A 20825-nucleotide genomic window follows, 5' to 3' on the forward strand; every position below is an offset into this window, starting at 1 on the left:
GTCATTTTTCTTTAGACTATTAAAATCATTTTTTCCTACGCTCCAGATACATTTTTTCTAATTTGATCCGCAAATTCTTTTTACCTCGCTGCAATAGCGACTCCACGGCTTTGAGGGAAATTTCCATAATATCGGCTACTTCCTGACGGGGCAATTCCTCCACAAAACTTAAGATAAATGCCGTTTTCTGCGTTGCAGGCAGGGTATCGATGGCCCGGAACAAGGCTTTTGCATCTTCCTTCTTTTCCAGCAATATCCCCGGATGGTCAAAGTCGGCACGGTTGCTCGGGACGGAGGTGCCCATTCCAAATAGCGAAAATCTTTTTCTTTTCTTGAGCCGGGAAAGTGAGGTATTTACGGTGATGCGATAGATCCAGGTGCTCACACCGGACCTCCCTTCAAACTGCGCCGCATTCCGGAATACTTTGGTGAACACGTCCTGCGTGATCTCTTCCGCATCCTCCTTGTTTTGCGCATAGCTCAGCGCAGTATTGTAAACTTTGTCAGCGTACAGTTCATAGACGGCCCGGAAGGCATTTTGGTCTCCCTGACTAATGGATACGATTAATGCTTTTTCATTTTTCAAAAGCCTTGGTGCTTTGCAGGAATAATCTAACGGTCAGCCTTGGTTTTTGTTAGCGCTTAACTACCACTTTTTCGTAAGCTTTTGCCAGGCGAAATTCAACCTGCTCCGGATTCAGCCGACTGATCACGCCTTTCCGTTCGGCGCTGAGCTCACCGTTCTCGTACAACAAAATAGTCGGCATTTCGTCAGTTTCCCCTTTCGGGATCCGGATCAACACCGGCTGGTCATTTTGCAGGTATAGATCCTCCCCTTTCACTTCGATACTCACCGTTACAGCCGTTCCGACCGAGATCACCTGCCATTGCTCGTAATCAAAGCGATAGACGCCCGAAACGAAGAAGAAGACCGGCTGCCGGTCATCCAGTCGTCGGCGCACAATGGAAAGCAATCCTTTCTGATAAAAATCGTCGCCACCGGCCAGTTCGTTAACCGAAGCGTTGGCAACGATGTGGTCCTCCACGCCCTGTTCGGCCAGGCTTACCACAATCGCCTGTGCCCCCGCCGGCTGCAGCGCGGTAGAAAAATCCACCGCACTGACGGCATTCGCATCATCGGCCAAGTAGGGATTGTAGATCACGGCGAACGGATCCTCCCAGGCCGCCTGCTCTCGCCGGAGGACCAGGGTGGGCAATTGTGCACCCAGCATGGAATCCGGAGCGGTCCTCTTGGAAATAGCCCGCGAGGGTGGTGCCTGCACGGAAAATACCGACTGATCGGCACTGCCCTTTACCCACAGTTTCATCAGATTATCGGGCTGATCGGAGGTACTCAGGCGAAATACCGCACTGAGATCTTTATCGGTCGCCGTGCCTTGCTTATCCTGGAAATAATCGTAGGCTTTATGATCGCCGGCCGCAGAAGACAATTTATCGGTAGACTGCAGGGCCAGCGGATGATCTTCGGAATCCCTTATCTCCAGCGTTTGCCCGAGGTTGTGGTAAAAATAATCGTGTCGCTGCGCAGCTGATCCGGCTACAGCGGAGCGAAAAATATCCAGTACGTAAGCCTGCTCCGATTCGGTTTGCACGATAGCCGTCAGGCGCTGCTGCTGGGCGTTGGTAGCCGGCTCCACGAAAGAAGCTTTGGAGAAGGTGACTTTATCGAATTGGGATGCCGGCTGCCCCGAGACCGGAAAAGAATTATCCAACGTATAGGGATGATAGCTCAGCATGGTCCGGTAGGTGGATTGGCCGTTCACTGCAACGGTATTGTGGGCCGCAAACTGGGAATAATAATCCCGGTGATCCGGATGCCAGTAGCTGGGACCGCGCCCCATATCCGGGCCCAGCACGTAATTGTTGGCGAATAATTCAAGGCCGATACCATTGGCGTGGGCGTGATTGCCGTAGGCACCGACGGTGGAAGCCATGATGGCGTGCCGGCCGGCACCCAGTCGCTGCAGGAACATACTCACGCTGGGGGCGTGAAAGGTTGGCGTCATCAGGCCCATGGCGACGGGATCGATATCGGTTTCCGCGTCGCTGTCCAGTTCATCTACGTAAAAGAACAAATGAAACAGATCACCGGCCTTACGCGTGTACTCGCCCCGGTCGATCAACTCCTGCAGCATTGCGGAGATAAGTTGCTCCTTTTCCCGCTCCTGGTATTTGTCATAATGGGCGATCAGCATTTCAAAAATGTCGGGCGAGATCGGTTCGTGCTTAGAATCTCCGAAACCAATGATGTGACCGCTGGGAAAAAGGTACTGAAACGAGGCCAGGGTGGCTTTCTCTGCGATCGGATAGTCGGCAAAGGCGTCGGTCTCGGTGGCCTGATCGTAGAGGGTGAGCACTTCGAGCAGACTGGTGATGACGTGCAGGGAATAGGAAGCCGATTCCGGCCAGATCCCCGTTTCCTGGTCAAAGACCAGGACCGACTCCTTGAGCGCGACCTGTCGGTCCGTGGTCACTTCAAAGATCTGATCCAGGTAATATTCCTGCCCTTTTCCGTTCGCGTAGCTGGCGTTGTTTTCCAGGGCAGCGGCGAGGTAGATCAGGAAATGAGCCTGAAAGAAATTCCAGTTGTTCTCCCCTACCCCATTGACGATGATCTGATCGGCCCACCGCTGAAAGACTTCGATGGTGTGGGATTGGTCCGATCGGTGCTTCCGCAAATAGTCGTAGAGAAAATCGTAGGCCACCGTCAGGTAAATGGTGATCTTTTCGTGGATCACCTCAAAAGTTGCCAGTCCCGAGAGGCGTTGCTGGCCGGTCTGGTCTATATCGTAGGGCGCTTCCCGGTGATACATGCCTTCGATGTACTGGGTAAATACCGGCTCGGCAAAGCGCGCGTAGCGCTCCTCCCCGGTCAGCCAGTACAAAAAGGCCGCATCCTGCACCAACTTCATGATCTTTCGATTGATCCCCTCGATAATATGTCCGGATTTGGATGGATGGATCCACTCCTTTTTCCCGCTTTCTTTATGCACCAGATGCATACCGCGCGGATCGTCGAAATAGGGCTCCACGTCGGCGATAGCCGGTTCCAGGTAATTCGTTGCCCAATCCCGGGTACCGGAAAAGCGGACCGTCGGCACGGGAGCTTTACCCTCCGAATGGGAGAAGTTCCCACCTTTCAGAAAAACCTTATCGTGTCTGGTCTTCCAGTTCATCTGAAGCCGGGAAACCATCCATTCCGGATCCTTTTCGCAGAGTGCCACGTAGTGATCTACCTGGGCTTTCAGCTCTTCGACATAGGTCTTTTTCCAGGCTGTATTTTTCTGGGATACCAGGAAAGCCTCCCTCGCACTATCCTTGATGTAGATCCGGGGGTGCTGCGGTTGGGCTAAGCAAAGCTGACTGAAGGAGAGAAGGACAAATAAAAGGGCGGGCAGGAACGGGCGCAGGGTCATCATTACGGGTTTTGGTTTAACCTACAGACCCACTTGCCGATCGTTCGCCCTTACAGGATAGCAGCATATAAATTGCGGGCCGTTTACTGGGAAAGCAGCGCCCAACGCTCTTCGATCTTACCCTTATGGTAAACCAGTAGATCGCCGAACTGCAAGAACACGAATTCACTCTGGTGGGGTCGCAAAAAAACGAAATCATCTACCTCCAGTTCCGCTCCCGGCGGCAGATTGATCATGGATTGGTTGGTACTCGGCCCGAACAGCGGATTTTCTTTGGCTCCCGGCGGAAAAACATAATCAGCCCGCCAGTAACCCCCGTAGATAAAATAGGCATTGCGATAGGACGGTTTAATTCGGCTGAGCCGACCCGCTACCTTTTCCAGTCCCGGTAAAGTAGTGTCCTTCAGTTTCTTCAGTATTGGTGTGGCAATAAAAGCAGCGGGATGAAAGTCCTGCAATTCAGGCGTATCAAAAGTCGTTGGTTTTACCAGGCAGGAACCGGCCGAGATCTCGTTCAGTACGGAAGCCCGGCTACCGTGTAACGCAAGAGTAGGGCTCCCCCCTCCGTTGAAGGTAAGCTGCTCGTTCCAGAGGGCGGGGAACTGTTCCCGAATGGTCTGAATGCACGACCGGTAACGATCATCGGCCATCTGAAAAGCACGATCCGGGCTGCGGAGTATTCTCGGCAACTTGACCACGTGCGGTTCGTAGCCCATCAATCCGCTCAGCCGGAGTTGTTGCGGATGATCGCTGATCAGTTGTAAAACTTCTGCCAGCGCTTCCGGTCCGGAAAAGCCGCCGCGGTGCAATCCGACATCGATTTCCAGATTCAATCGCAAAGTCCCGCCCAGGCTGCGGGCCAGATCGAGGTATTCCCGGGCTCTTTCCCGGGTGTCGATCAGCCATTGCACTTGTTTATAAGGATCAAAACCCCGCTCGGCAAGAACGTTCTGGTAATAATAAGCCGCAGTCTTCACCGGCATGGGTTTACCGAGTAAAATATCCGCGCGGGAATCCAGCCAGCGGGAGAGATCCGAAAGGAAAGGCTGGTGAAAGACCATCAGTTTTTGGCTGCCGCTTTTGTCCATCAGGTAGCGGAGCAGATCGGAAGATGGGAGTGATTTTACCACTATTCGAAAATCAAGATCGGGACGCAGCGTGGATAGCAGGGTCTCGATATTCCGGTCGAGCCGTTCCCGGTCGATGATCAGACTGGGAATGGCTCGTGGCTGATCTTTGAGCGTTCGGTTCAGTTGCTGGAAATAGCCGGCATCCTCCATGTGATACAATTAGTTTGTGAGATCTTTTATACCTGATCGGCACTCTTATTTCAGCACTGTATTTTCAAGACGAAGCTCCAGGTGCTGGCCTTGTGCATCGATAAGCTGAATAAAAAATTCATCGCTGAGTTCGTGCTGCACATAATCGCAATAATCATTTCCATTTGCAAAATCCAGCCCGTCGATTTTCAGGACCTGCATATTCGGCCGGATACCCGCCCGATCGGCTTTCGAATTTTCTATTACCGACTGGACGTAAATCCCTTTATCGACGGCGTAGCCCAGACTGAAACCGCGCGAACGGGCCGGATCCCGCGTTTTCCCGCCGGGCTCCATATAAAGCACCTGATTTTCCCAATCAATGGTTACCCGAAACCTGGATAACAGCTTATTGCCTATGGATACCGTTTTTCCGGTGCGCAGCATTACGTCCTCCGGTTGCAGGCGATCCATACGGAGTGAATCCGTAAAGGCGATCTCCCGATCCAGGGGAACGGAAGTCCCAATGATCCCGGTCTGCCGAACGCCCTTCTCGGATAGGGTTTCCCGGATGATCCCCCGGTCTTTAAGTCTACTAAATATATCCCGGCTCAAAGAGACCGATCCGTTGGAGCCGTAATCCAGCAATACCTTACCCACCGTAGCCGATCCCAGATCCACATCCAGAAAAATATTATACTGGTAATCGGTCTCGAAAAGGACGATGGCGTAGGCATTCAATGCCTCCTGGTCAATGGTACTGAACAGGGACAAAGCTCCCTGCTCCTGATCAATGATCCAGTTACTATGTCTGATCAGATTGGAACCAATAATGCCGTCGATTCCGATGCATCCCAGAATTGGATTGGCGGCAAAATCCCCGACAAATGCGGTCTGCTCCCGGAAGGAAATACCTCCGATATCAATAGCATCAACCTGCACCCAGTTGACCTTTTTTCTATTGTGGTCGCTGTCTACGATCGTTCCCCTGCTCACCGTTTTAAAACCAAATTCCCGCTGCAGGCGATCCGAGATGCTGAAAGGCGCTCCCGAATCGAACAAAAACCGGTAAGATTTTCCCTGGATCGAGACCGGCACCAGTATCAGGTCCTTTTGTATTTCAATTGGAACAGTCGCGCGGAACTCCTCCTGCTCCACCTCACCGTATTGGATCGCCTCCGTCCATTTAACGGTACATCCGCTGATCAAAAAGCACCAAATGCCCGGGAAAAGCAGGATGAGCAATTTATTTTTCATATTTCGGGTATTGTCCTTACCGGAAGATAAACTGATTGTTTTAGAGGCAGCTACCATTTCAATGATGTTTAGCCACCTTCAGTTCAAGGATGGCTAAAATGCTCACGATCCCTATTTCGCCCAGAATATAGATCCAACCCAGATAGGTAATGACGGACCGGTGGTATATGGCCAGTCCGATGGACAAAGCGCAGTAGGCCAGGTTGGCAATAGCGATTCCCGTTAAAAATCGTCCGATCTTTTCGTTCACCCGGAAGTAACAGTAAAAATCGTACAGCGCGAAAAGACAGGGCAGCGCCGCGAGCAGATACAGGGTGGATACCGGGATGCCAAAAAACCGTTCCAGGCGAACCAGTACAACGCCCAGGAGCAAGGCCGATAGAATCGCACCGAATCCGTCAATCTGAAATATTTTTTTCGGATGGGTGATCCCCCATTTTACGAGCGGTTCGATGATCATGGCTGCTGATTGAAAGTTTAGACTTTTAGGCTTTTAGACTTTCTAAGTTTTCGAAACTTAGAAAGTCTTTCTGGAAAACTTAGAAAGGCTAATCCCCTTATTTTAGCTTATTCTTTGCCCGTTCCAATCAGGGAAATAAGCCCATCGGCCAGCGTTCCCCGCCAATTTACATAATTGTGTCCACCTTTGAATTCCCGGTAATCTACTTCGTATCCCTTGACCTCAAGAATATCCCGAAATTGCCGGTTCATACCGAGCATCGAGGCGCCGGCATCGTAAAGCCCGATATCCATATAGAACTGGATCGGTAAGGTTTTGCTCTGTTTGTACAGCTCGATGAGTTTGCCGTTCTCCTCCGGGTATATCCAGTGGTTTTCATCCTCTGTCCCCTTGATCCAGTAAGAGCCGGACTGGGAAAGCACCTTGCCAATGACCTCCGAATGGCGAAAAGCGATATAACTGGCCGCAAAACCTCCCCGGCTCGAACCGGCCAGAATAACCTTCTCCGCTTCCGGATGAATATGGTATTCCGAACGCATCCGGGGGATGAGTTCCGTGGCGATAAAATCCCCGAATTTATCACTGATGAGATCCTTACTTCTTTTGCCCATGGACCAGACCAGAACGGTTACCGTCGGACTTATTTTACCGTCGGCAGCCAGGTTGTCCAGTATGGTCGGAGCCGGTATCCTGGACCGGCGACCGGGCCTCGCGCCGTAAGCTTCTCCGTCAAAGATGATCAACAGGTTATGGGGCACGGCGGCATCGTAACCGGCCGGAATATGAACGCTTATCTGGCGTTCTTCCTTTAGGATCTCACTTTTCACCGTGGTGGGTACTAACTTTCCCTGCGGGCTATCCTCCCTTTCTAAAAGATAGACTTGTTGGGGAGCATCCGGCATTTCGACGGTTCCATCGTAGGCGTGTTTTACATTCCTCGATTCGATCTCTCCCTGCGGGCCGGCCTTGTCCAGGTTAAAATAATTGAATCCGTAATTGAAGCGGGCGTCCCGGGGTACACGCTGGGTGACAAAAAATAATTTCGTGCCAGGCAGTCGCTGAAAGCGTAAACCTAAAAAATCGGGTCCGCCGCTCAACATCACATATTCCGTATTGGCCCTGGGTACACAGAAATAAGTAACCAACATCTCGTCCGCATTCCCTTCGATCGGTTCGATGATGTGCTGTTGCGTCTGGTCGGCCAGGAAAGTATCAACGGCCTGACTGTCGCTTAGGGAGGATTCCCAGAGTTGGTATAAGGTGGCGGTCGGAAGTTCTTTTCGGGTAATGCGTTTGGCGTTTTCCGCGAGGCTGAGGATCCGCTCGATCTGCAAGGTGTAGCTTCCCGTTTTTGCGTCCTGATCCAGGCTGTGAACGGTGAAGGTATAGGTTCCGGATGCTTTGGCCGTGATATCGATGGGTTCGGATCCCTGGGTTCCGTTCGGACTGTCGATCTGTTTCAAAAGTTGCCCATTTGGATGATACACATCGATCACCAGATCGATCCCTTCCTGCCTGAGTTCGCCGACGATCGCCATACCATTCTCCAGATTGGCCGTGTAATTATGCGCTTCTGACGCAGCAATGTTTTTGGCGATCTTTTCTCCGGCATTTAGCGCTTCGGTACGGTGAGTTTGCGCAAAAACGGATTGGGTAATGCCCAAAGCAAAAAGCAGCAGGCAGGGAATGGAGATCTTTGAATACATGTTGGTTGGTTGGAATTTTGAGGCTTTAAAAGACTAAGTAACTGAGGTTTAAGACTTTCTAAGTTTTTGAAACTTAGAAAGTCTGTAGAGGAAACTTAGAAAGTCTGTACTGGATAGAAAACTTAGAAATCTAGGTCCTGCCAAGAAAGGCAATCATTTCTGACGCCTTATTGACCACTTTGGTAATGATCCCATTTTCATCCACCACGATATGGGTCGGATACGATTGCAAGCCAAGATCCCCGACGATCAAGGATTCCTGGTCGGGAACCACTCCGTAATCAAACTCCCGTTTCTGCAGGAATTTTTTCAGATCGTCCTGGTCATCCAGCGCCAAACTTACGAAGATCACGTTATCCTGTTGCCCATAATCGGCCACCAGTTCGTTCAGTTCGGGAAATTCGGCCACACAGGCTTTGCAGTGGATAAACCAGGTTTTAAAAACTACCGTTTTCCCGCGCGTATTCTCGCTAGTGTAATGATTCCCCTTCAGGTCGGTAAGATCAAACTGGGGGAAAGGTTGCCCCTCCAGCTCAAAAAGTTTGAGTTTGTGGAGTGATTCGTTCTTTATGGTAGATCGGATGCTTTCCTCGGTGGAAGGCGGTAGCTGAACGAGTTTGTAAGTCTCTTCCGCGGAATTGGAAGCCAATCGCAGCGGAATAAAATCCCCAGAAGATAATTGCTCCAGAAACAATTTCTTACCAATCGTATCCGACGTTGCGTTCAGACCGATAAAATCCTGGGATAAGGCGATGTTGGAGCTATGGTAGGTCCACCATTCCATAAACTCCGTTCCGAGATCGTTGGGATCTACTGCCGGTTCAAATCTTTCTACTTTTTCAGCGGTAGTCTGTTTTTCGGGCTGATCCTTGCAGCTGAATGCAAAAGCGGAGAGGATCAGGGCGACAATAAGTATGGTTCTATTCATTTAGTCAGCGTTTCGTACGAATCTTCAATTCGTAGATGCGCAGTATAACCATTTAGGTGGTTATGTCGCCTATAAATTGTTACAAACTTTTATTCCAGTTTGAACTTTGGATTGCCTATGGCTTCAAAACAAGGATTATCGGGCATTTCGGTAGGGGTATTGAAAAACGCATTGGCTACCTCCATCGCACACGGATTGCCCCAGTTGGTAGTTGGCGTATGCATCCAGCCTTTAAAAATAAGATGATAGCTGTTGCTTAGATTTTCCTGCATTGCAGCAGCCCATTGGGGTGGAGTCTCGTTATCGTATTCCCCGTTGATCAAAAGTACGGGAATGTCGGAACGGATCGCCTGGTTTTCCTGGTCGGGCACTTTTTCCACTCCCCAGATATCGCAGATCGAAGCGTCGAATACGGCCGGCGATAAGCTGGCAACTTCCGGAAAGCGATTGGTTTCCGCTTTTATCCTGCCGTAGTCGTTAAAGGGATATTCTTCGGCGCACCAGACCGACAATCGCATGCCCATGCCGGCCCCACTGCCGGCTGGTTCAAATAAAGCCGACAACTGTTCCTGCAGACTCCGGAGATCGCCGTTCAACAGCTTATTGATCTCATAGGGCACCTCGTTTACCGTCCCGGTGGAAGCAGAGCTGAAAACCGTGATCAGGTCTTTTCCCTGGAGCCGGAAGGTCTCCAGTTTTCCGCTTTGTGGGTGCGGAACGCTTACTTCCAGAGGGTGACGCGTCTTTTCCCGGAGGTAGCGGTAAAAGCGTTCTTTTAGATCTGGGAAAGCTGCCTCACAGGCAGGATCGGATGCACAGTCATAAAGCAGGGCCCCGACCGATCGCAAAAGATTGCCTACACTTTCTTCATCATAATTTACCGCCAGAGGCAGGGGCGAGTCCATTACCACACTTCGGATCCGCCGGGGATAATCCCTCATCAATACCTGGGCTATTTTGGTACTGTAGGAGATGGTCAGCAGATTGTATTGTTCAATGTCCAGCACCTCTACCAGGTCGTTGATATCCGCCGCTATTGCGTTGGTATTGTATTGATTCAGATCAATTCCCGCGGCGGTCAACTGTTGCCGGCATGCCTTAGCGGCCCGTTCGAAGAGGCTATCGGATTCACCCGGATCAAAATCCGGAAGATTAGAGGTATAAACGGCTTTCGACCATTCGGGACAGTCCAGATGGGGCTTTGCGTAGTAGTTACCCCGCTGTTCGATCAGAATGAAATCCCGTTCATCCAGATATTGGTAGTAATTCATATAGGGGGCGGAAGGCATGGTACTGGCGCCCGGTCCGCCGACCGTATAGATGATCGGATCGGGTTTGGGATCAGTACTTCTGCTCTGAAAGATATAAACGGGTATTTCAATCGTGCGCCCTTTGGGCCGACTTCGGTTCTCCAAGACCTCCAGGTAGCCGAAGGTAAATTGCTGACCCGGCGGGATCTTGTGGGTCGTTTTTTTGGAGACTTTAAATTTTGGCTGGAATGCAGTGTTTTTGCTTGCTCCCCCATCGGAATCTAGAACAATCTTGTCCACTGCCTCCGTGGCGGTAGTAGCGAAAAACTGACCCTCCGGCCCGGATTGCACGTTCACTGCCAGCAGGCAAAGGACCGGAATAATCCCCAAAACAATTACTGATCTCATAGTCTGCGCTTTTTACGGGGACGAAGGTACGCGCCGGTCCTACTCCAGACATTCACATTTGTTAAGAAATCACCTTCCCTTGATCCGGCTCAGGCTTTGTTCGGAAACGCCCAGATAGGAAGCGATGTATTTCTGGGGTACCTGTCGGAACAGTTCGGGATTTTTTCGGGTGAGGTTCTGGTACCGGCCTTTCAGATCGAGTGTTTGCAAATCGGTCAGTTTTTCCACAGTAAACAGGTAGGCCTTTTCGGCAATGATCCTTCCGAGCTTTTCCAGAGCATGGTGCTCTTCGTACAGCCGGTACAAGACTTCCCGATCGAATTCCAGATAACTGCACCGGGTCAGGGTCTCGATATAAAGCGAAGCGGGGCGATTGGAAATAAAGCTTTCAAAATCCGTAGCGAACCAGCCCGGCGTAAAAAAATGGTGGGTATAATCTTTTCCGTCGATCAGCTTATAGCCGCGCACCAGACCCGCTTCGATAAACAGGCATTTTCGGTTCACCCGTGGCGGCTGGAACAGGATGTTATTCTTCCCGACCTCTCTTTTGATCGCAGCACGCAACAAAATTTGACAGATATCATCCGGTAAGTCGATCCGCGACCGGAGCGTTTCGATCATTTTCATTTAGCACTTAGTTTACTGTCGGCCCGGTGTAGGCCCTGGGCACTATGAAAGGTCCAACCCACAGATAAGGTGCTAAGGGGCAAAAAGTTCATACCGGAGAATGCGGTTTACATTTTTTGCGAAGTGAACGGTCCAGGTATGCGGTCGGCCGAAGCTGCGCTCCGGCTGATCGCATAGCAGCCGATTGATCTTTCTGGAGATCAGACAGGCATCCTCAGGCATCGGCCAGCTCGATGCGCAAAGTATCCGTCGCCGGATTAAAGGGGGTTGCCAGGAGTTGATTGTACATGGGGATGGCCGGTACTACTTTCGCCTGCAGCAGCGCATCCAGGTCTTCCCATTGGTTCCAGCGTTCGACCAGATAGACCGTATCGGTGGTGCCCGATTTCAGTCCGTATTCGTAAGATAAACAATTGAATGACAGGGCATCAGGCTTACCGTAATTGGCCAGGGCGGCCAGACATTGGGTGGCGTGTTCTTCGTCTTTACACTTCAAAGTAACCAGGTGAACCAACTGACCGCTTGCATTACTGTCTTGCACTTTCATAATTTCTCTTTTTAGGTTTTAGAAACCGTTTTAAAAATTGAACAAGACAAAGGTAGAGGGGGATAGCTCGTTCTGACCTATGATTTTCGCGCAAAACCCTATGATTTTCGCGCATCGTGGCTCAAATAATAGCTACCGATCGGGATCTTTCCGGGCGGGAGATACTGCGATTCGATAAAGTTCGCCGCAACCTACCGGCTAAAATCGGAGAACTTTTTTCGGTAGGCGGAAGGAGAAATGCCGTTCTGTTTGGTGAATACATTGGTGAAATAAAAGGGCGTCGTATACCCCAGCTGATAGGCAATGTCCGTGATACTCAAATTCACCGTTCTGAGCAATTCTTTGGCTTTTTCCATCTTGGCGTCAATCACGTATTCCTTAACGCTTTTGTGGGCTACCGCTTTAAATCTTCGGGAAAACTGGGAAGGACTATAGTTAAAACGCTCGGCCAGGGCGCTGGTGCTGATCAGGGAAGGATCGTGAATATTACTGGCGATAAATTCTTCTACTTCGTGGAAACAGGAGTCTCTGATCATCACCTGTTCGCCATCTACGTGCTGAACGCCTAGTTTAACTTTACCTTTTTTCATGCCGCCTGGGTTTTATCTACAACCAAATATAACAAACTCAATTTCAAAAACATAGGAGGTCATATTTTAATTTCACCAATACTTTTCTCAGAAATGGGTCAGGACCTATCGCCTGAACTTTAAATGCTTATCGGCAATCCCCATATACCGGGTGGCTAACATATCCATGGGATAACTCTGATAAACCCTCCAGGGTCTCCGGGTGCCGTTTTTCGGTAAAATAGCTTTGGCTCGCTGGATGTAGCCGGAACTTAAATTCAGGAACTCCGTCCCGTCCGGGTTTTCCGGAGCAATGGGCACAACACTGGTGTAATCCATGCGATCCATAAACCGGATCAGTTTGCACAGGTAGTTGGCGGTTAGATCCACCTTCAGGGTCCAGGAGGCATTGGTATAGCCAAAGGAGTACATAAAATTGGGGATGCCACTCATCATCATTCCCTTGTAAACCATTGAATTCTTCGGATCAATCGGTTGCCCATCCACGGAGATGGAGGCTCCACCCAGCAATTGGATGTTCAGCCCGGTAGCGAGTACAATGATATCGGCCGTCACCAATTCCCCATCGGCCATGCGGATGCCTTCGGGCATAAAGGTGCTGATGGTGCCGGTAACGATTGCGGCATTGTCCTTTTTAATGGCCTGGAATAAGTCCCCGTCGGGTACGACACAAAGCCTTTGCTCCCAGGGATTGTAAGTCGGGTTGAAATGCTTGTCCACCGGATAACCTTCCGGTAATTGCTGTGCCGCCATTTTCATGAAGAACTTCTTCATAGTCCTGGGAAACATTCTGGAAAATCCGAAAGAGATGAGCTGGAGCAGGAGGTACTTGATCCGGGCCGCCCGGTAGGCCCAGCGTAGCGGCATCCATTTTTGCCATTTTTCGTAGGATCTTGCTTTGTTGGGCATGCTCACCACGTAGGTGGGCGACCGTTGTACCATAGTCACCTGCCCGGCGCCCCTTTCGGTTAAAGCCGGAACCAGGGTAATGGCCGTTGCACCGCTCCCGACAATGGCGATCGACTTGCCCCGATAGTCGAGGTCCTGGGGCCAGAATTGAGGGATAATGATCGGGCCCGGGAAGGTTTCTTCTCCCGGGAAGGACGGACGGTAGGCTTCTTTATAGTTGTAGTAACCGGTGCAGATACTCAGAAAACGAGTGCTCATTTGGATCTTCCCCCGCTCAGTTTCCACATCCAGGATCCATCCCTGTCGCTCTTCCGACCAGTCCGCATGGGTCATCTTGTGGCGAAACCGGATGTATTGTTCGAGATCGTTTTCCGCTACCGTTTCCTGTATGTAGGCTCTGATGCTCGCGCCGCTCGAAAGCGCCTGCGGATCGGTCCACGGTTTAAATCGATAGCCGAAGGTAAACATATCCGAATCCGACCGGATGCCCGGGTAGTTGAACAAAGACCAGGTGCCACCGATGGCATCTCTGGCCTCCAGAATAGCGATCCTTTTTCCGGGGCATTTCCGTTGCAACCAATATGCGTTACCGATCCCGGAAATTCCGGCTCCGACAATGATGATATCGTAATCCAATGGTTCCATTTACTGTGACGTTTTACAGGGCCTTTATGGCCTATACTGAAGACCGGCCGACTTTACCACTAACGATTTGCCGGCTTATCAACCAGAATTTTCCGAAACCGCTTCCACAGGATCTTATCCTGCGATCGTTTGGACAGCAGCCTGCTGCCCAGCCACGCGCCGAAGGACTGATTCCCGTAAACGATGCGGGGTTCATTTTTCACGATCCCTTTAATGATCCTTGCGGCCAGATCCTCCGGTGGAGTGGTGAGAAAACGATCCTTGAATTTCCCCAACTGTTTGTTGCCCGGCAGCGAGCTAAGGATATTGGTTTTGATGCCTCCCGGGTGTACACAGTGCACGGAGACCGGTGACTGGTACAACTCAACAGACAGGGCTTCGGTATAGCCCCGGACGGCAAACTTACTGGCACAATAGTCCGTATTCCGCGGCACGCCCATCAATCCGTAAATGCTGGACATATTAACGATAGCGCCCTCCTCATTCTCCAGCAATTGATCCATAAAAGCTTTGCAGCCGTACAACATCCCGTAAAAATTGATGTCCATAACGCGCCGGTAGATGTCGATCGGCGTATTCACGGAAAGCTCGGCCGAACCGGCAATCCCGGCATTATTGATCACTACGGAGGCCTTGCCGTGATCTCGTTTAATGTCCGCGGCGAATCCAAACATTGCCGCTTCGTCGGAAACATCAAAGACCGCATGGTGGATGCACGAGTAGTTCAGCGCGCGCAGTTTTTCCAGCGTTTCATTTAAGGTGGTTTCCGAATAATCATTCAACACCAGTTTTGCTCCGAGTTTACCAAAGGCCAAAGCCAGGGCTCTTCCGATGCCCGATCCGGCGCCGGTGATCACTACGATCTTATTGGCAAAGTTTTTCATCCGATCAGTTTGATTTTTAGATCCGTGCACAATAGAGCGGAACATTGCAGCTACGAGCCGCCGATCGCCCTACCGAAGGTAAAAGATATTTTTTCCTCAACCCAACAGCTCCCGCAGATAGCCATTCAAAAAGATCCCCTCCGGGTCCTGTTCTGCCCGCAATTGGCGGAAGGCCGCAAATTCGGGATACCGGTCGGCCAGTTGTTCCGCCTCCAGGAAATGGATCTTTCCCCAGTGTGGGCGGCCGCCGTGCGCCAGGAAAATCGCTTCCATATCACGAAAGAAAGGTTCCCATTCTTTTTTGTGGTAAACGTGGCAGGCGATGTAGGCTGAATCCCGGCCGAAAGCCGGGCTAAGGGGTATACGATCGCCCTTCACCACCCGGTTCTCAATCGGAAAATGAATGCGGTAATTTCTTTTAGTGATGGTGCGGACGATCTCGCCGAATACCATTTCGTGGGCCTCCAGCGGGATGTTGTATTCCATCTCGTTAAAGCGCACCAGGCGTTGGGTAGCGTAGACTTTATGACTGTGGTACACCTTGCGCACCGTGGGAATGGACCCCGACGATATCCGGGCGACCGATTTGTTCAGTCCGGGAAAACGGGTCGCCGCTTCGCACAGGACCTGAAAAACGTAGTTTTCCAGAAAATATTCCGTCAGATAATTGGCCATGCCTACTTTATCGGGCTGCTCATCGGCCAGATTGGCGGTTTTGGTCCAGGCTTCCTGGGTGTAGGGGAACCAGTAGAATTCAAAATTGCGATTGTCGCGATGCCGATCCTGCCAGCTGTTGAGTACGGCGGAGAGTTCTTCCTTACGGCTCCAGAGTTCCAGTTTGTAGGCCGGCACGCACTGCAGAGTGATCTCCGTGATCACGCCCAGACTACCGAGGGAAACCTGGGCGGCCCGGAATAATTCCGGATTTTCGATAGCGGAACACCGGACAATCTCGCCGCGACCGTTGACCAGACGGATCGCCCGCACTTGCGTACTGATGGTACCGAAATCCAAACCCGTTCCGTGAGTACCCGTGCTGATGGTACCGGCAATGGACTGGGCGTCGATATCCCCCAGGTTTTCCATGGCCAGGCCGTGAGCAAAGAGCAGTTCCCCGAGTTGCCGGAGCTTGGTACCGGCCTTAACGACCACCAGACCCGTTTCCGGATCTACCGTCACCAGCCCCTGGTAGGCATCCAAACTGATGAGGATATCTTCCGTCACCCAAAGCGGATTAAAGGAATGGCCCGTGCCGATGGTGCGCACATTTTTTCCGCTCCCGGCAGCTCGCAGAATGATCTGCTGGATCTCCGCTTCACTGCGGGGGTACAGTACTTCGCCCGGTTGCCAGCTTATCCGTTTGGACCAGTTTTGCATATTATCAGGATTCAGGTGACGTTGATCAAAGCCAGAGTGCGCTCCGCTCTTTTTTATTTCGCCCTTTTCTGCACCGTCATGATCCCCTCTTTAGCGTAGTGCAGGACCAATTCCTGGTCATTCAGCCGGACGATCTCCCCTTTACTCGTATTTCCCTGATCGTCTACGTAGTAAAGGAAACATTTACCGTCTTCCACCAGCATCTTAAAGTCGACATTCAGTTCCTGTCCGGGGAGCTCGTAGTTGAAGCGTCCCGTGTTGCCGGCGGGATCAAAACTGATGTTCTGTGCCCCCTTCATCTCCGGACAATCCAGCGCATCGGGCTGATCGATGGGCCCGCTACAGGCCAGTTCCCATTTGCCGTTCAGGCGACTTAGATCGGGCTGCCGCAATTTTTTGGTCGAATTACAAGCGGCCAACAACAGTACAAAGAACAGGACACGGTATTGCATATTTTTATAGATTAGAAAGCAATTTGATTACGTGATCATTTACCTCTGGGAGTCCGTTTTATTTTCGGCTAACAGCCAATAATCAGAAGGAATCACTTCATTCTTTAACCAGGCTCCTTGAAAATAAACAACACAAAGCACCGTCGAGCCCCTAAGCTCATTGTCAACTTCTAACTGTCCAATTACCCACCTTAACACCTTAACACATTCCCACCCCAACACTTCAACACATTTCCACATTTCCACCTTCACACTTTAGCACATTTCCACGTTAACACATTTAAAAAATCGAAGACTCCGTCTCCGTCGTAAAGCGTTCCAGAAATTTCATCCCCCGGTAGGAATTCCCTTTCTTATTCAGGCGCGGGCTCCAGACCGCAATGGCGTATTCATTCGGAAGGATCGCCGTGATCCCCCCTCCTACTCCGCTCTTGCCCGGCAGGCCCACCCGGTAGGCGAATTCCCCGGCCTCATCGTAGAAGCCGCAGGTCTGCATGATGGCGTTGATCCGTTTTGTCCGGCTACTGTCCAGTAGCGTTTCTCCGCTTTCGAGTTGCACGCCGTTATTGGCTAAAAATAAGAAGGTGTGGGATAATTCCACACAATTCATTTTGATGGAACACAAGTTAAAATACAGATCGATCACCTGGTCGATATCGTTGTGAATGTTTCCGAAGGATTTCAGGTAGTTGATCAGGGCAAAATTGCGATAACCGGTGGACTTTTCGGAGGCAGCAATATCCGCCGCATAGTCAATATCCGGTTGGTTGGCGGCCCGGCGAATGAAATTGATCAGTTCCTTTTTCGGTTCCCGAAAATAGCCGCAAAGGATATCACAAACGACGATGGCTCCCGCATTGATCAGCGGATTACGCGGGATGCCGTTCTCCGATTCCAGTTGCAGCAGCGAATTGAAGGCCGTTCCGGAAGGTTCCACGTCCACCCGTTTCCAGATCGGTTCGCCGATACAGGCGAAGGCCAGGCTCAGCGACAGCACCTTGGCAATACTTTGAATCGAGAAAGGCTCCTCGGCATCTCCGGCCCGGTACTGCCGGCCGTCGATGCTTGTGAGACAGATGCCGAATCTGTCCGGATCGATCTTGCTCAGTTCGGGGATGTAGGCCGCTACCTGGCCCAGGTTCTCACCGGCCTTAACTTCGGCGTATACCCGATCAATTATTTTTTGACAGTCCATTGCTTAGCGTAAATTCATGGTTTGTTCCGGCCGGTAGGGCAATTCGAGCCTTTCGCCGGTGCGATTCAGTACAATATTCAGGGGCGCCTGCTGGTCGACTTTGGTCGCCAGATAATCCTTATAGGCACAAATATCCGGGAAACGGCTCATGGGCGCTCCGTCCAGTTCCTCCACTTCGTCCATGATCTGCACCTTACTCAGAAGCGGATCACCGGCAGTAAGCAGGATCACCCGCCAGGTCCCATCGATCTGATAAATGGCCAGTCCGTACGAACGAAGCTGATCCGGCAATTCTTCCCCGGCAACGGGAGTCAAAATATAGTGCCCGGCCGTTGAGTTGATCACCAGATCGTAATTGCGGAGGTATTCCAGACCGACGTAAGCCGGATATTTTAGTCCACTTCGGAGTTCCAGCCGGGCACCCCGCGGCATCTCCTCTTCCTGGTATCCGACCGGCAGCACGGAAGCCGTTTCGTAGGCGGTCTCTTCACCCCCCAAGCCGGCCGCCGAGAGGGAAAATCGGCCCATTCTTTTAACCACGCTGGTTCCGGAAAAAGCATCCCGGAAGTGTTCCGTATCCAGTTTGATCCCACCGGTGCTGCCCAGGTCGATCTTGGCTTTCACCGTTTTATCCCGAAAGCTTAGTTTGACCAGCGTGCTGTTATTATCAATAAAGTCAACCGCCCAGCGGATGCCCGGTTTTTCGAAAGGAACCGATGACAGCCGTAGACGTTGGGCCGCAAAATCCAGTTCCCAGTTGATCTTATTCATAATCGTCGCCCCGATGATCCCGTCGACCGGGTAACAGGGAAAAAAGGTACTGGTCTCGATCTCGTAAAATCCGGTGCCTACAAAAGTCTGGCCCTCGATCCGTACTGTATCCACGATGGTTTTGAGAATTTCCATGCGTTGATTATTAGCGTCCCGCAGGCCGCCTTTATCGTGAAAGGTGACTCCGGCCTTGCGGGCAAATTCCGGGTCCAGCGCACTCATGGAGAAGCCGTTGTCCAGTAAAAAAGTACCACTGCGGCCGTTGACTTCCGCCTGGATCAGGATCAGATCTCCTTCCAGTTGAAAATCCATAGCTACGGGCTCCTGTGCCGCCGGAATAAGCTGGCCGCTATCGAGATAAGAAACCGTACAGGTGGAAAGCAGAAAACAAAAGAGCAAAAACAGACTACATCGGATCATGCCGGAAAGGTAAGGACTCTGGTGCACATCCCCAAAGCCGGGCCGGGTCCGAAAAGGGCATCAAAGCTCGTCGATCCGCCGCAGGTAGGATTCCGCCTGCCGGATCAATGCTTCCTTTTCCTCCGAACTCTTCCGGTTGAGCAGGCTGTACATCATATTCATGCGTCCGTTATCCGCAAATTTTTCCTCGTGCCGCATCAGGAAGTTCCAGTAAAGGGAATTGAAAGGACAGGCTTTTTCGCCCGTTTTTTCTTTGTGATCGTAATGGCAGCCCTTGCAGTAGTTGCTCATCTTATTGATGTAATTGGCCGAACTGATGTAGGGCTTGGTGGCCACCAGACCACCGTCGGCAAACTGGCTCATGCCGCGGGTATTGGGCAGTTCCACCCACTGAATGGCATCGATGTAAATGCCGAGGTACCAGTCATCCACCGGATCGGGATCGATATTGGCCAGTAAAGCAAAATTCCCGGTGATCATCAGGCGCTGGATGTGGTGGGCGTAGGCGTGTTCCAGCGATTGGTCGATCGCGTGGTGCAGGCAATTCATCTTGGTTTTGCCAGTCCAGTAAAATTCCGGCAGATGCCGCCGGTGATTGAGGTAATTTTCCGTTTCGTAATCCGGCATTTTGGCCCAGTACACGCCACGCATAAATTCCCGCCAGCCGATGATCTGCCGCACGAAACCTTCGACGGCCGCCAGCTCTACCGAGTCGTTTTCCCGGTAATAGGCGATGGCACGTTCTACGACTTCGGTCGGACTGATCAATTTACTGTTCATCGCAAAGGAAACCCGGGAATGGAACATCGACCAGTGGTCGGTATGCATCGCATCCTGATAATCGCCGAAGTTGGCAAAACATTCATCCAGGAAAAATCGCAGTACGGTAAGGGATTGCTCCCGGTTGACGGGCCAGATAAATTTTTCCGGATCGATGGAACCGAAGGTTTTCACGCCTTCTTTTTCCAGAAGTTCCACGATGTCGGACACATCATTCCGAAAAGTGCGGGGCGTAACTACCTCCACATTTTTAGGCAACGATTTCCGGTTTTGGTGGTCGTAATTCCACTTGCCGCCTTCCGGGCCGCTGCCGGTCATCAGCCAGCCGTGTTTTTTGCGAATGTCGCGGTAGAAAGTCTCCATCAGGTAATTCTTATCTCCGAAGAATTCCCGCAGGTCCGATCTTTGGGTGATAAAGTGCTCGGTATCCCGGGCCGCGGTTTCCAGAGAGAGCTTTCCTGCGTATTTCCTCAACTGCTCATCCAGCCGGTATTCGTCCGGCAGTAGGTATTCAAAACGTTCAAAGCCGTGCTGATCAATGAGCTGATCCAGATTTCTGGTGAGATCCTGCTGATTCTCTGCGTCGTCCAGTTTATAATAAACCACCCGGTGCCCCCGCTCTTCCAGCCAGGCGGCGAACTCGCGCATGGCGGCAAAAAAGGCGACCACTTTCTGAATGTGGTGCAAGACGTAATCGGTTTCCTGACGCATTTCCATCAATACGTAGGTCACACTGTCATCGGGACTGGAAAACCAGGAGTGCTTGTGGTTCAACTGATCTCCCAGGATCAATCTTAAAGTCTTGGGCATGGGTTACTAAAATTTTCAGTAACCCAACTGAAAAGGGTCGCCTTTTGTTCATCAGAAATCAGATGCAGGCCGGCCAGGCACATCTTTGCCGGACCAGCCTGCAGTTTGTCATT

General features: G+C 51.3%; 18 protein-coding genes. All 18 read right to left on the bottom strand.

Translation table 11 applies throughout. From position 1 onward, the window contains the following. Window positions 1-25 precede the first annotated feature (25 nt). Entirely contained in the window at window positions 26-586 is a 561-nt protein-coding gene (locus CRP01_RS17735; protein ID WP_099151415.1) for an RNA polymerase sigma factor, read from the bottom strand. A gap of 49 nt (window positions 587-635) precedes the next feature. Further along, the gene (locus CRP01_RS17740) at window positions 636-3440 is read right to left on the bottom strand and encodes a heparinase II/III domain-containing protein (protein WP_222845761.1); all 2805 of its coding nucleotides are present in this window, start codon (window positions 3438-3440) and stop codon (window positions 636-638) included. An 80-nt stretch (window positions 3441-3520) separates the two neighbouring features. After that, on the bottom strand, window positions 3521-4717 hold the full coding sequence (locus CRP01_RS17745; RefSeq protein WP_099151417.1) for an alanine racemase: 1197 nt from the start codon (window positions 4715-4717) through the stop codon (window positions 3521-3523). 45 nt (window positions 4718-4762) lie between these two features. Further along, window positions 4763-5953 carry an aspartyl protease family protein gene (locus tag CRP01_RS17750; RefSeq protein WP_170110420.1) on the bottom strand — a complete coding sequence of 397 codons (1191 nt, stop codon included), beginning with the start codon at window positions 5951-5953 and terminating at the stop codon, window positions 4763-4765. 58 nt (window positions 5954-6011) lie between these two features. Beyond that, window positions 6012-6413, bottom strand: coding sequence for a hypothetical protein (locus tag CRP01_RS17755; protein WP_233752706.1), 402 nt, complete (start codon window positions 6411-6413; stop codon window positions 6012-6014). A gap of 107 nt (window positions 6414-6520) precedes the next feature. Further along, window positions 6521-8119, bottom strand: a complete 1599-nt coding sequence (locus tag CRP01_RS17760; protein ID WP_099151419.1) for an alpha/beta hydrolase — start codon at window positions 8117-8119, stop codon at window positions 6521-6523. Window positions 8120-8249: 130 nt separating this feature from the next. Continuing rightward, on the bottom strand, window positions 8250-9047 hold the full coding sequence (locus CRP01_RS17765; protein ID WP_099151420.1) for a TlpA family protein disulfide reductase: 798 nt from the start codon (window positions 9045-9047) through the stop codon (window positions 8250-8252). Window positions 9048-9136: 89 nt separating this feature from the next. Then, on the bottom strand, window positions 9137-10705 hold the full coding sequence (locus CRP01_RS17770) for an alpha/beta fold hydrolase (protein WP_099151421.1): 1569 nt from the start codon (window positions 10703-10705) through the stop codon (window positions 9137-9139). Window positions 10706-10774: 69 nt separating this feature from the next. Continuing rightward, window positions 10775-11332, bottom strand: coding sequence for a Crp/Fnr family transcriptional regulator (locus CRP01_RS17775; protein WP_099151422.1), 558 nt, complete (start codon window positions 11330-11332; stop codon window positions 10775-10777). Window positions 11333-11546: 214 nt separating this feature from the next. After that, window positions 11547-11879 (bottom strand): hypothetical protein, encoded by a 333-nt coding sequence (locus CRP01_RS17780; RefSeq protein WP_099151423.1) that lies wholly within the window; start codon window positions 11877-11879, stop codon window positions 11547-11549. Window positions 11880-12070: 191 nt separating this feature from the next. Then, the gene (locus CRP01_RS17785) at window positions 12071-12469 is read right to left on the bottom strand and encodes a helix-turn-helix domain-containing protein (protein WP_099151424.1); all 399 of its coding nucleotides are present in this window, start codon (window positions 12467-12469) and stop codon (window positions 12071-12073) included. A gap of 105 nt (window positions 12470-12574) precedes the next feature. Beyond that, the gene (locus tag CRP01_RS17790; protein ID WP_099151425.1) at window positions 12575-14023 is read right to left on the bottom strand and encodes a flavin-containing monooxygenase; all 1449 of its coding nucleotides are present in this window, start codon (window positions 14021-14023) and stop codon (window positions 12575-12577) included. A 59-nt stretch (window positions 14024-14082) separates the two neighbouring features. Next, window positions 14083-14907, bottom strand: coding sequence for an SDR family NAD(P)-dependent oxidoreductase (locus tag CRP01_RS17795; protein ID WP_170110421.1), 825 nt, complete (start codon window positions 14905-14907; stop codon window positions 14083-14085). A 96-nt stretch (window positions 14908-15003) separates the two neighbouring features. Then, window positions 15004-16284 carry a D-arabinono-1,4-lactone oxidase gene (locus CRP01_RS17800; RefSeq protein ID WP_099151427.1) on the bottom strand — a complete coding sequence of 427 codons (1281 nt, stop codon included), beginning with the start codon at window positions 16282-16284 and terminating at the stop codon, window positions 15004-15006. 53 nt (window positions 16285-16337) lie between these two features. Beyond that, complete coding sequence (locus tag CRP01_RS17805) at window positions 16338-16736, bottom strand: hypothetical protein (protein WP_099151428.1); 399 nt, start codon at window positions 16734-16736, stop codon at window positions 16338-16340. Between the two features lie 280 nt (window positions 16737-17016). Then, on the bottom strand, window positions 17017-17931 hold the full coding sequence (locus CRP01_RS17815; RefSeq protein WP_099151430.1) for a glutaminase: 915 nt from the start codon (window positions 17929-17931) through the stop codon (window positions 17017-17019). Window positions 17932-17934: 3 nt separating this feature from the next. Next, window positions 17935-19122, bottom strand: a complete 1188-nt coding sequence (locus CRP01_RS17820; protein ID WP_099151431.1) for a retropepsin-like aspartic protease — start codon at window positions 19120-19122, stop codon at window positions 17935-17937. Window positions 19123-19182: 60 nt separating this feature from the next. Beyond that, window positions 19183-20712, bottom strand: coding sequence for a cryptochrome/photolyase family protein (locus tag CRP01_RS17825; protein WP_099151432.1), 1530 nt, complete (start codon window positions 20710-20712; stop codon window positions 19183-19185). Between the last annotated feature and the right edge of the window lie 113 nt (window positions 20713-20825).

It is taken from the genome of Flavilitoribacter nigricans DSM 23189 = NBRC 102662, from assembly GCF_002646595.1.
In the GTDB taxonomy this organism is placed as follows: Bacteria; Bacteroidota; Bacteroidia; order Chitinophagales; family Saprospiraceae; genus Flavilitoribacter; species Flavilitoribacter nigricans.

Coding starts and splice junctions, on each gene's coding strand:
- CRP01_RS17795 (WP_170110421.1), bottom strand. CDS start 14,907: ATGAAAAACTTTGCCAATAAGATCGTAGTGATCACCGGCGCCGGATCG.
- CRP01_RS17780 (WP_099151423.1), bottom strand. CDS start 11,879: ATGAAAGTGCAAGACAGTAATGCAAGCGGTCAGTTGGTTCACCTGGTT.
- CRP01_RS17815 (WP_099151430.1), bottom strand. CDS start 17,931: ATGGACTGTCAAAAAATAATTGATCGGGTATACGCCGAAGTTAAGGCC.
- CRP01_RS17785 (WP_099151424.1), bottom strand. CDS start 12,469: ATGAAAAAAGGTAAAGTTAAACTAGGCGTTCAGCACGTAGATGGCGAA.
- CRP01_RS17750 (WP_170110420.1), bottom strand. CDS start 5,953: ATGAAAAATAAATTGCTCATCCTGCTTTTCCCGGGCATTTGGTGCTTT.
- CRP01_RS17775 (WP_099151422.1), bottom strand. CDS start 11,332: ATGAAAATGATCGAAACGCTCCGGTCGCGGATCGACTTACCGGATGAT.
- CRP01_RS17740 (WP_222845761.1), bottom strand. CDS start 3,440: ATGATGACCCTGCGCCCGTTCCTGCCCGCCCTTTTATTTGTCCTTCTC.
- CRP01_RS17755 (WP_233752706.1), bottom strand. CDS start 6,413: ATGATCATCGAACCGCTCGTAAAATGGGGGATCACCCATCCGAAAAAA.
- CRP01_RS17765 (WP_099151420.1), bottom strand. CDS start 9,047: ATGAATAGAACCATACTTATTGTCGCCCTGATCCTCTCCGCTTTTGCA.
- CRP01_RS17770 (WP_099151421.1), bottom strand. CDS start 10,705: ATGAGATCAGTAATTGTTTTGGGGATTATTCCGGTCCTTTGCCTGCTG.
- CRP01_RS17745 (WP_099151417.1), bottom strand. CDS start 4,717: ATGGAGGATGCCGGCTATTTCCAGCAACTGAACCGAACGCTCAAAGAT.
- CRP01_RS17790 (WP_099151425.1), bottom strand. CDS start 14,023: ATGGAACCATTGGATTACGATATCATCATTGTCGGAGCCGGAATTTCC.
- CRP01_RS17800 (WP_099151427.1), bottom strand. CDS start 16,284: ATGCAAAACTGGTCCAAACGGATAAGCTGGCAACCGGGCGAAGTACTG.
- CRP01_RS17805 (WP_099151428.1), bottom strand. CDS start 16,736: ATGCAATACCGTGTCCTGTTCTTTGTACTGTTGTTGGCCGCTTGTAAT.
- CRP01_RS17760 (WP_099151419.1), bottom strand. CDS start 8,119: ATGTATTCAAAGATCTCCATTCCCTGCCTGCTGCTTTTTGCTTTGGGC.
- CRP01_RS17825 (WP_099151432.1), bottom strand. CDS start 20,712: ATGCCCAAGACTTTAAGATTGATCCTGGGAGATCAGTTGAACCACAAG.
- CRP01_RS17820 (WP_099151431.1), bottom strand. CDS start 19,122: ATGATCCGATGTAGTCTGTTTTTGCTCTTTTGTTTTCTGCTTTCCACC.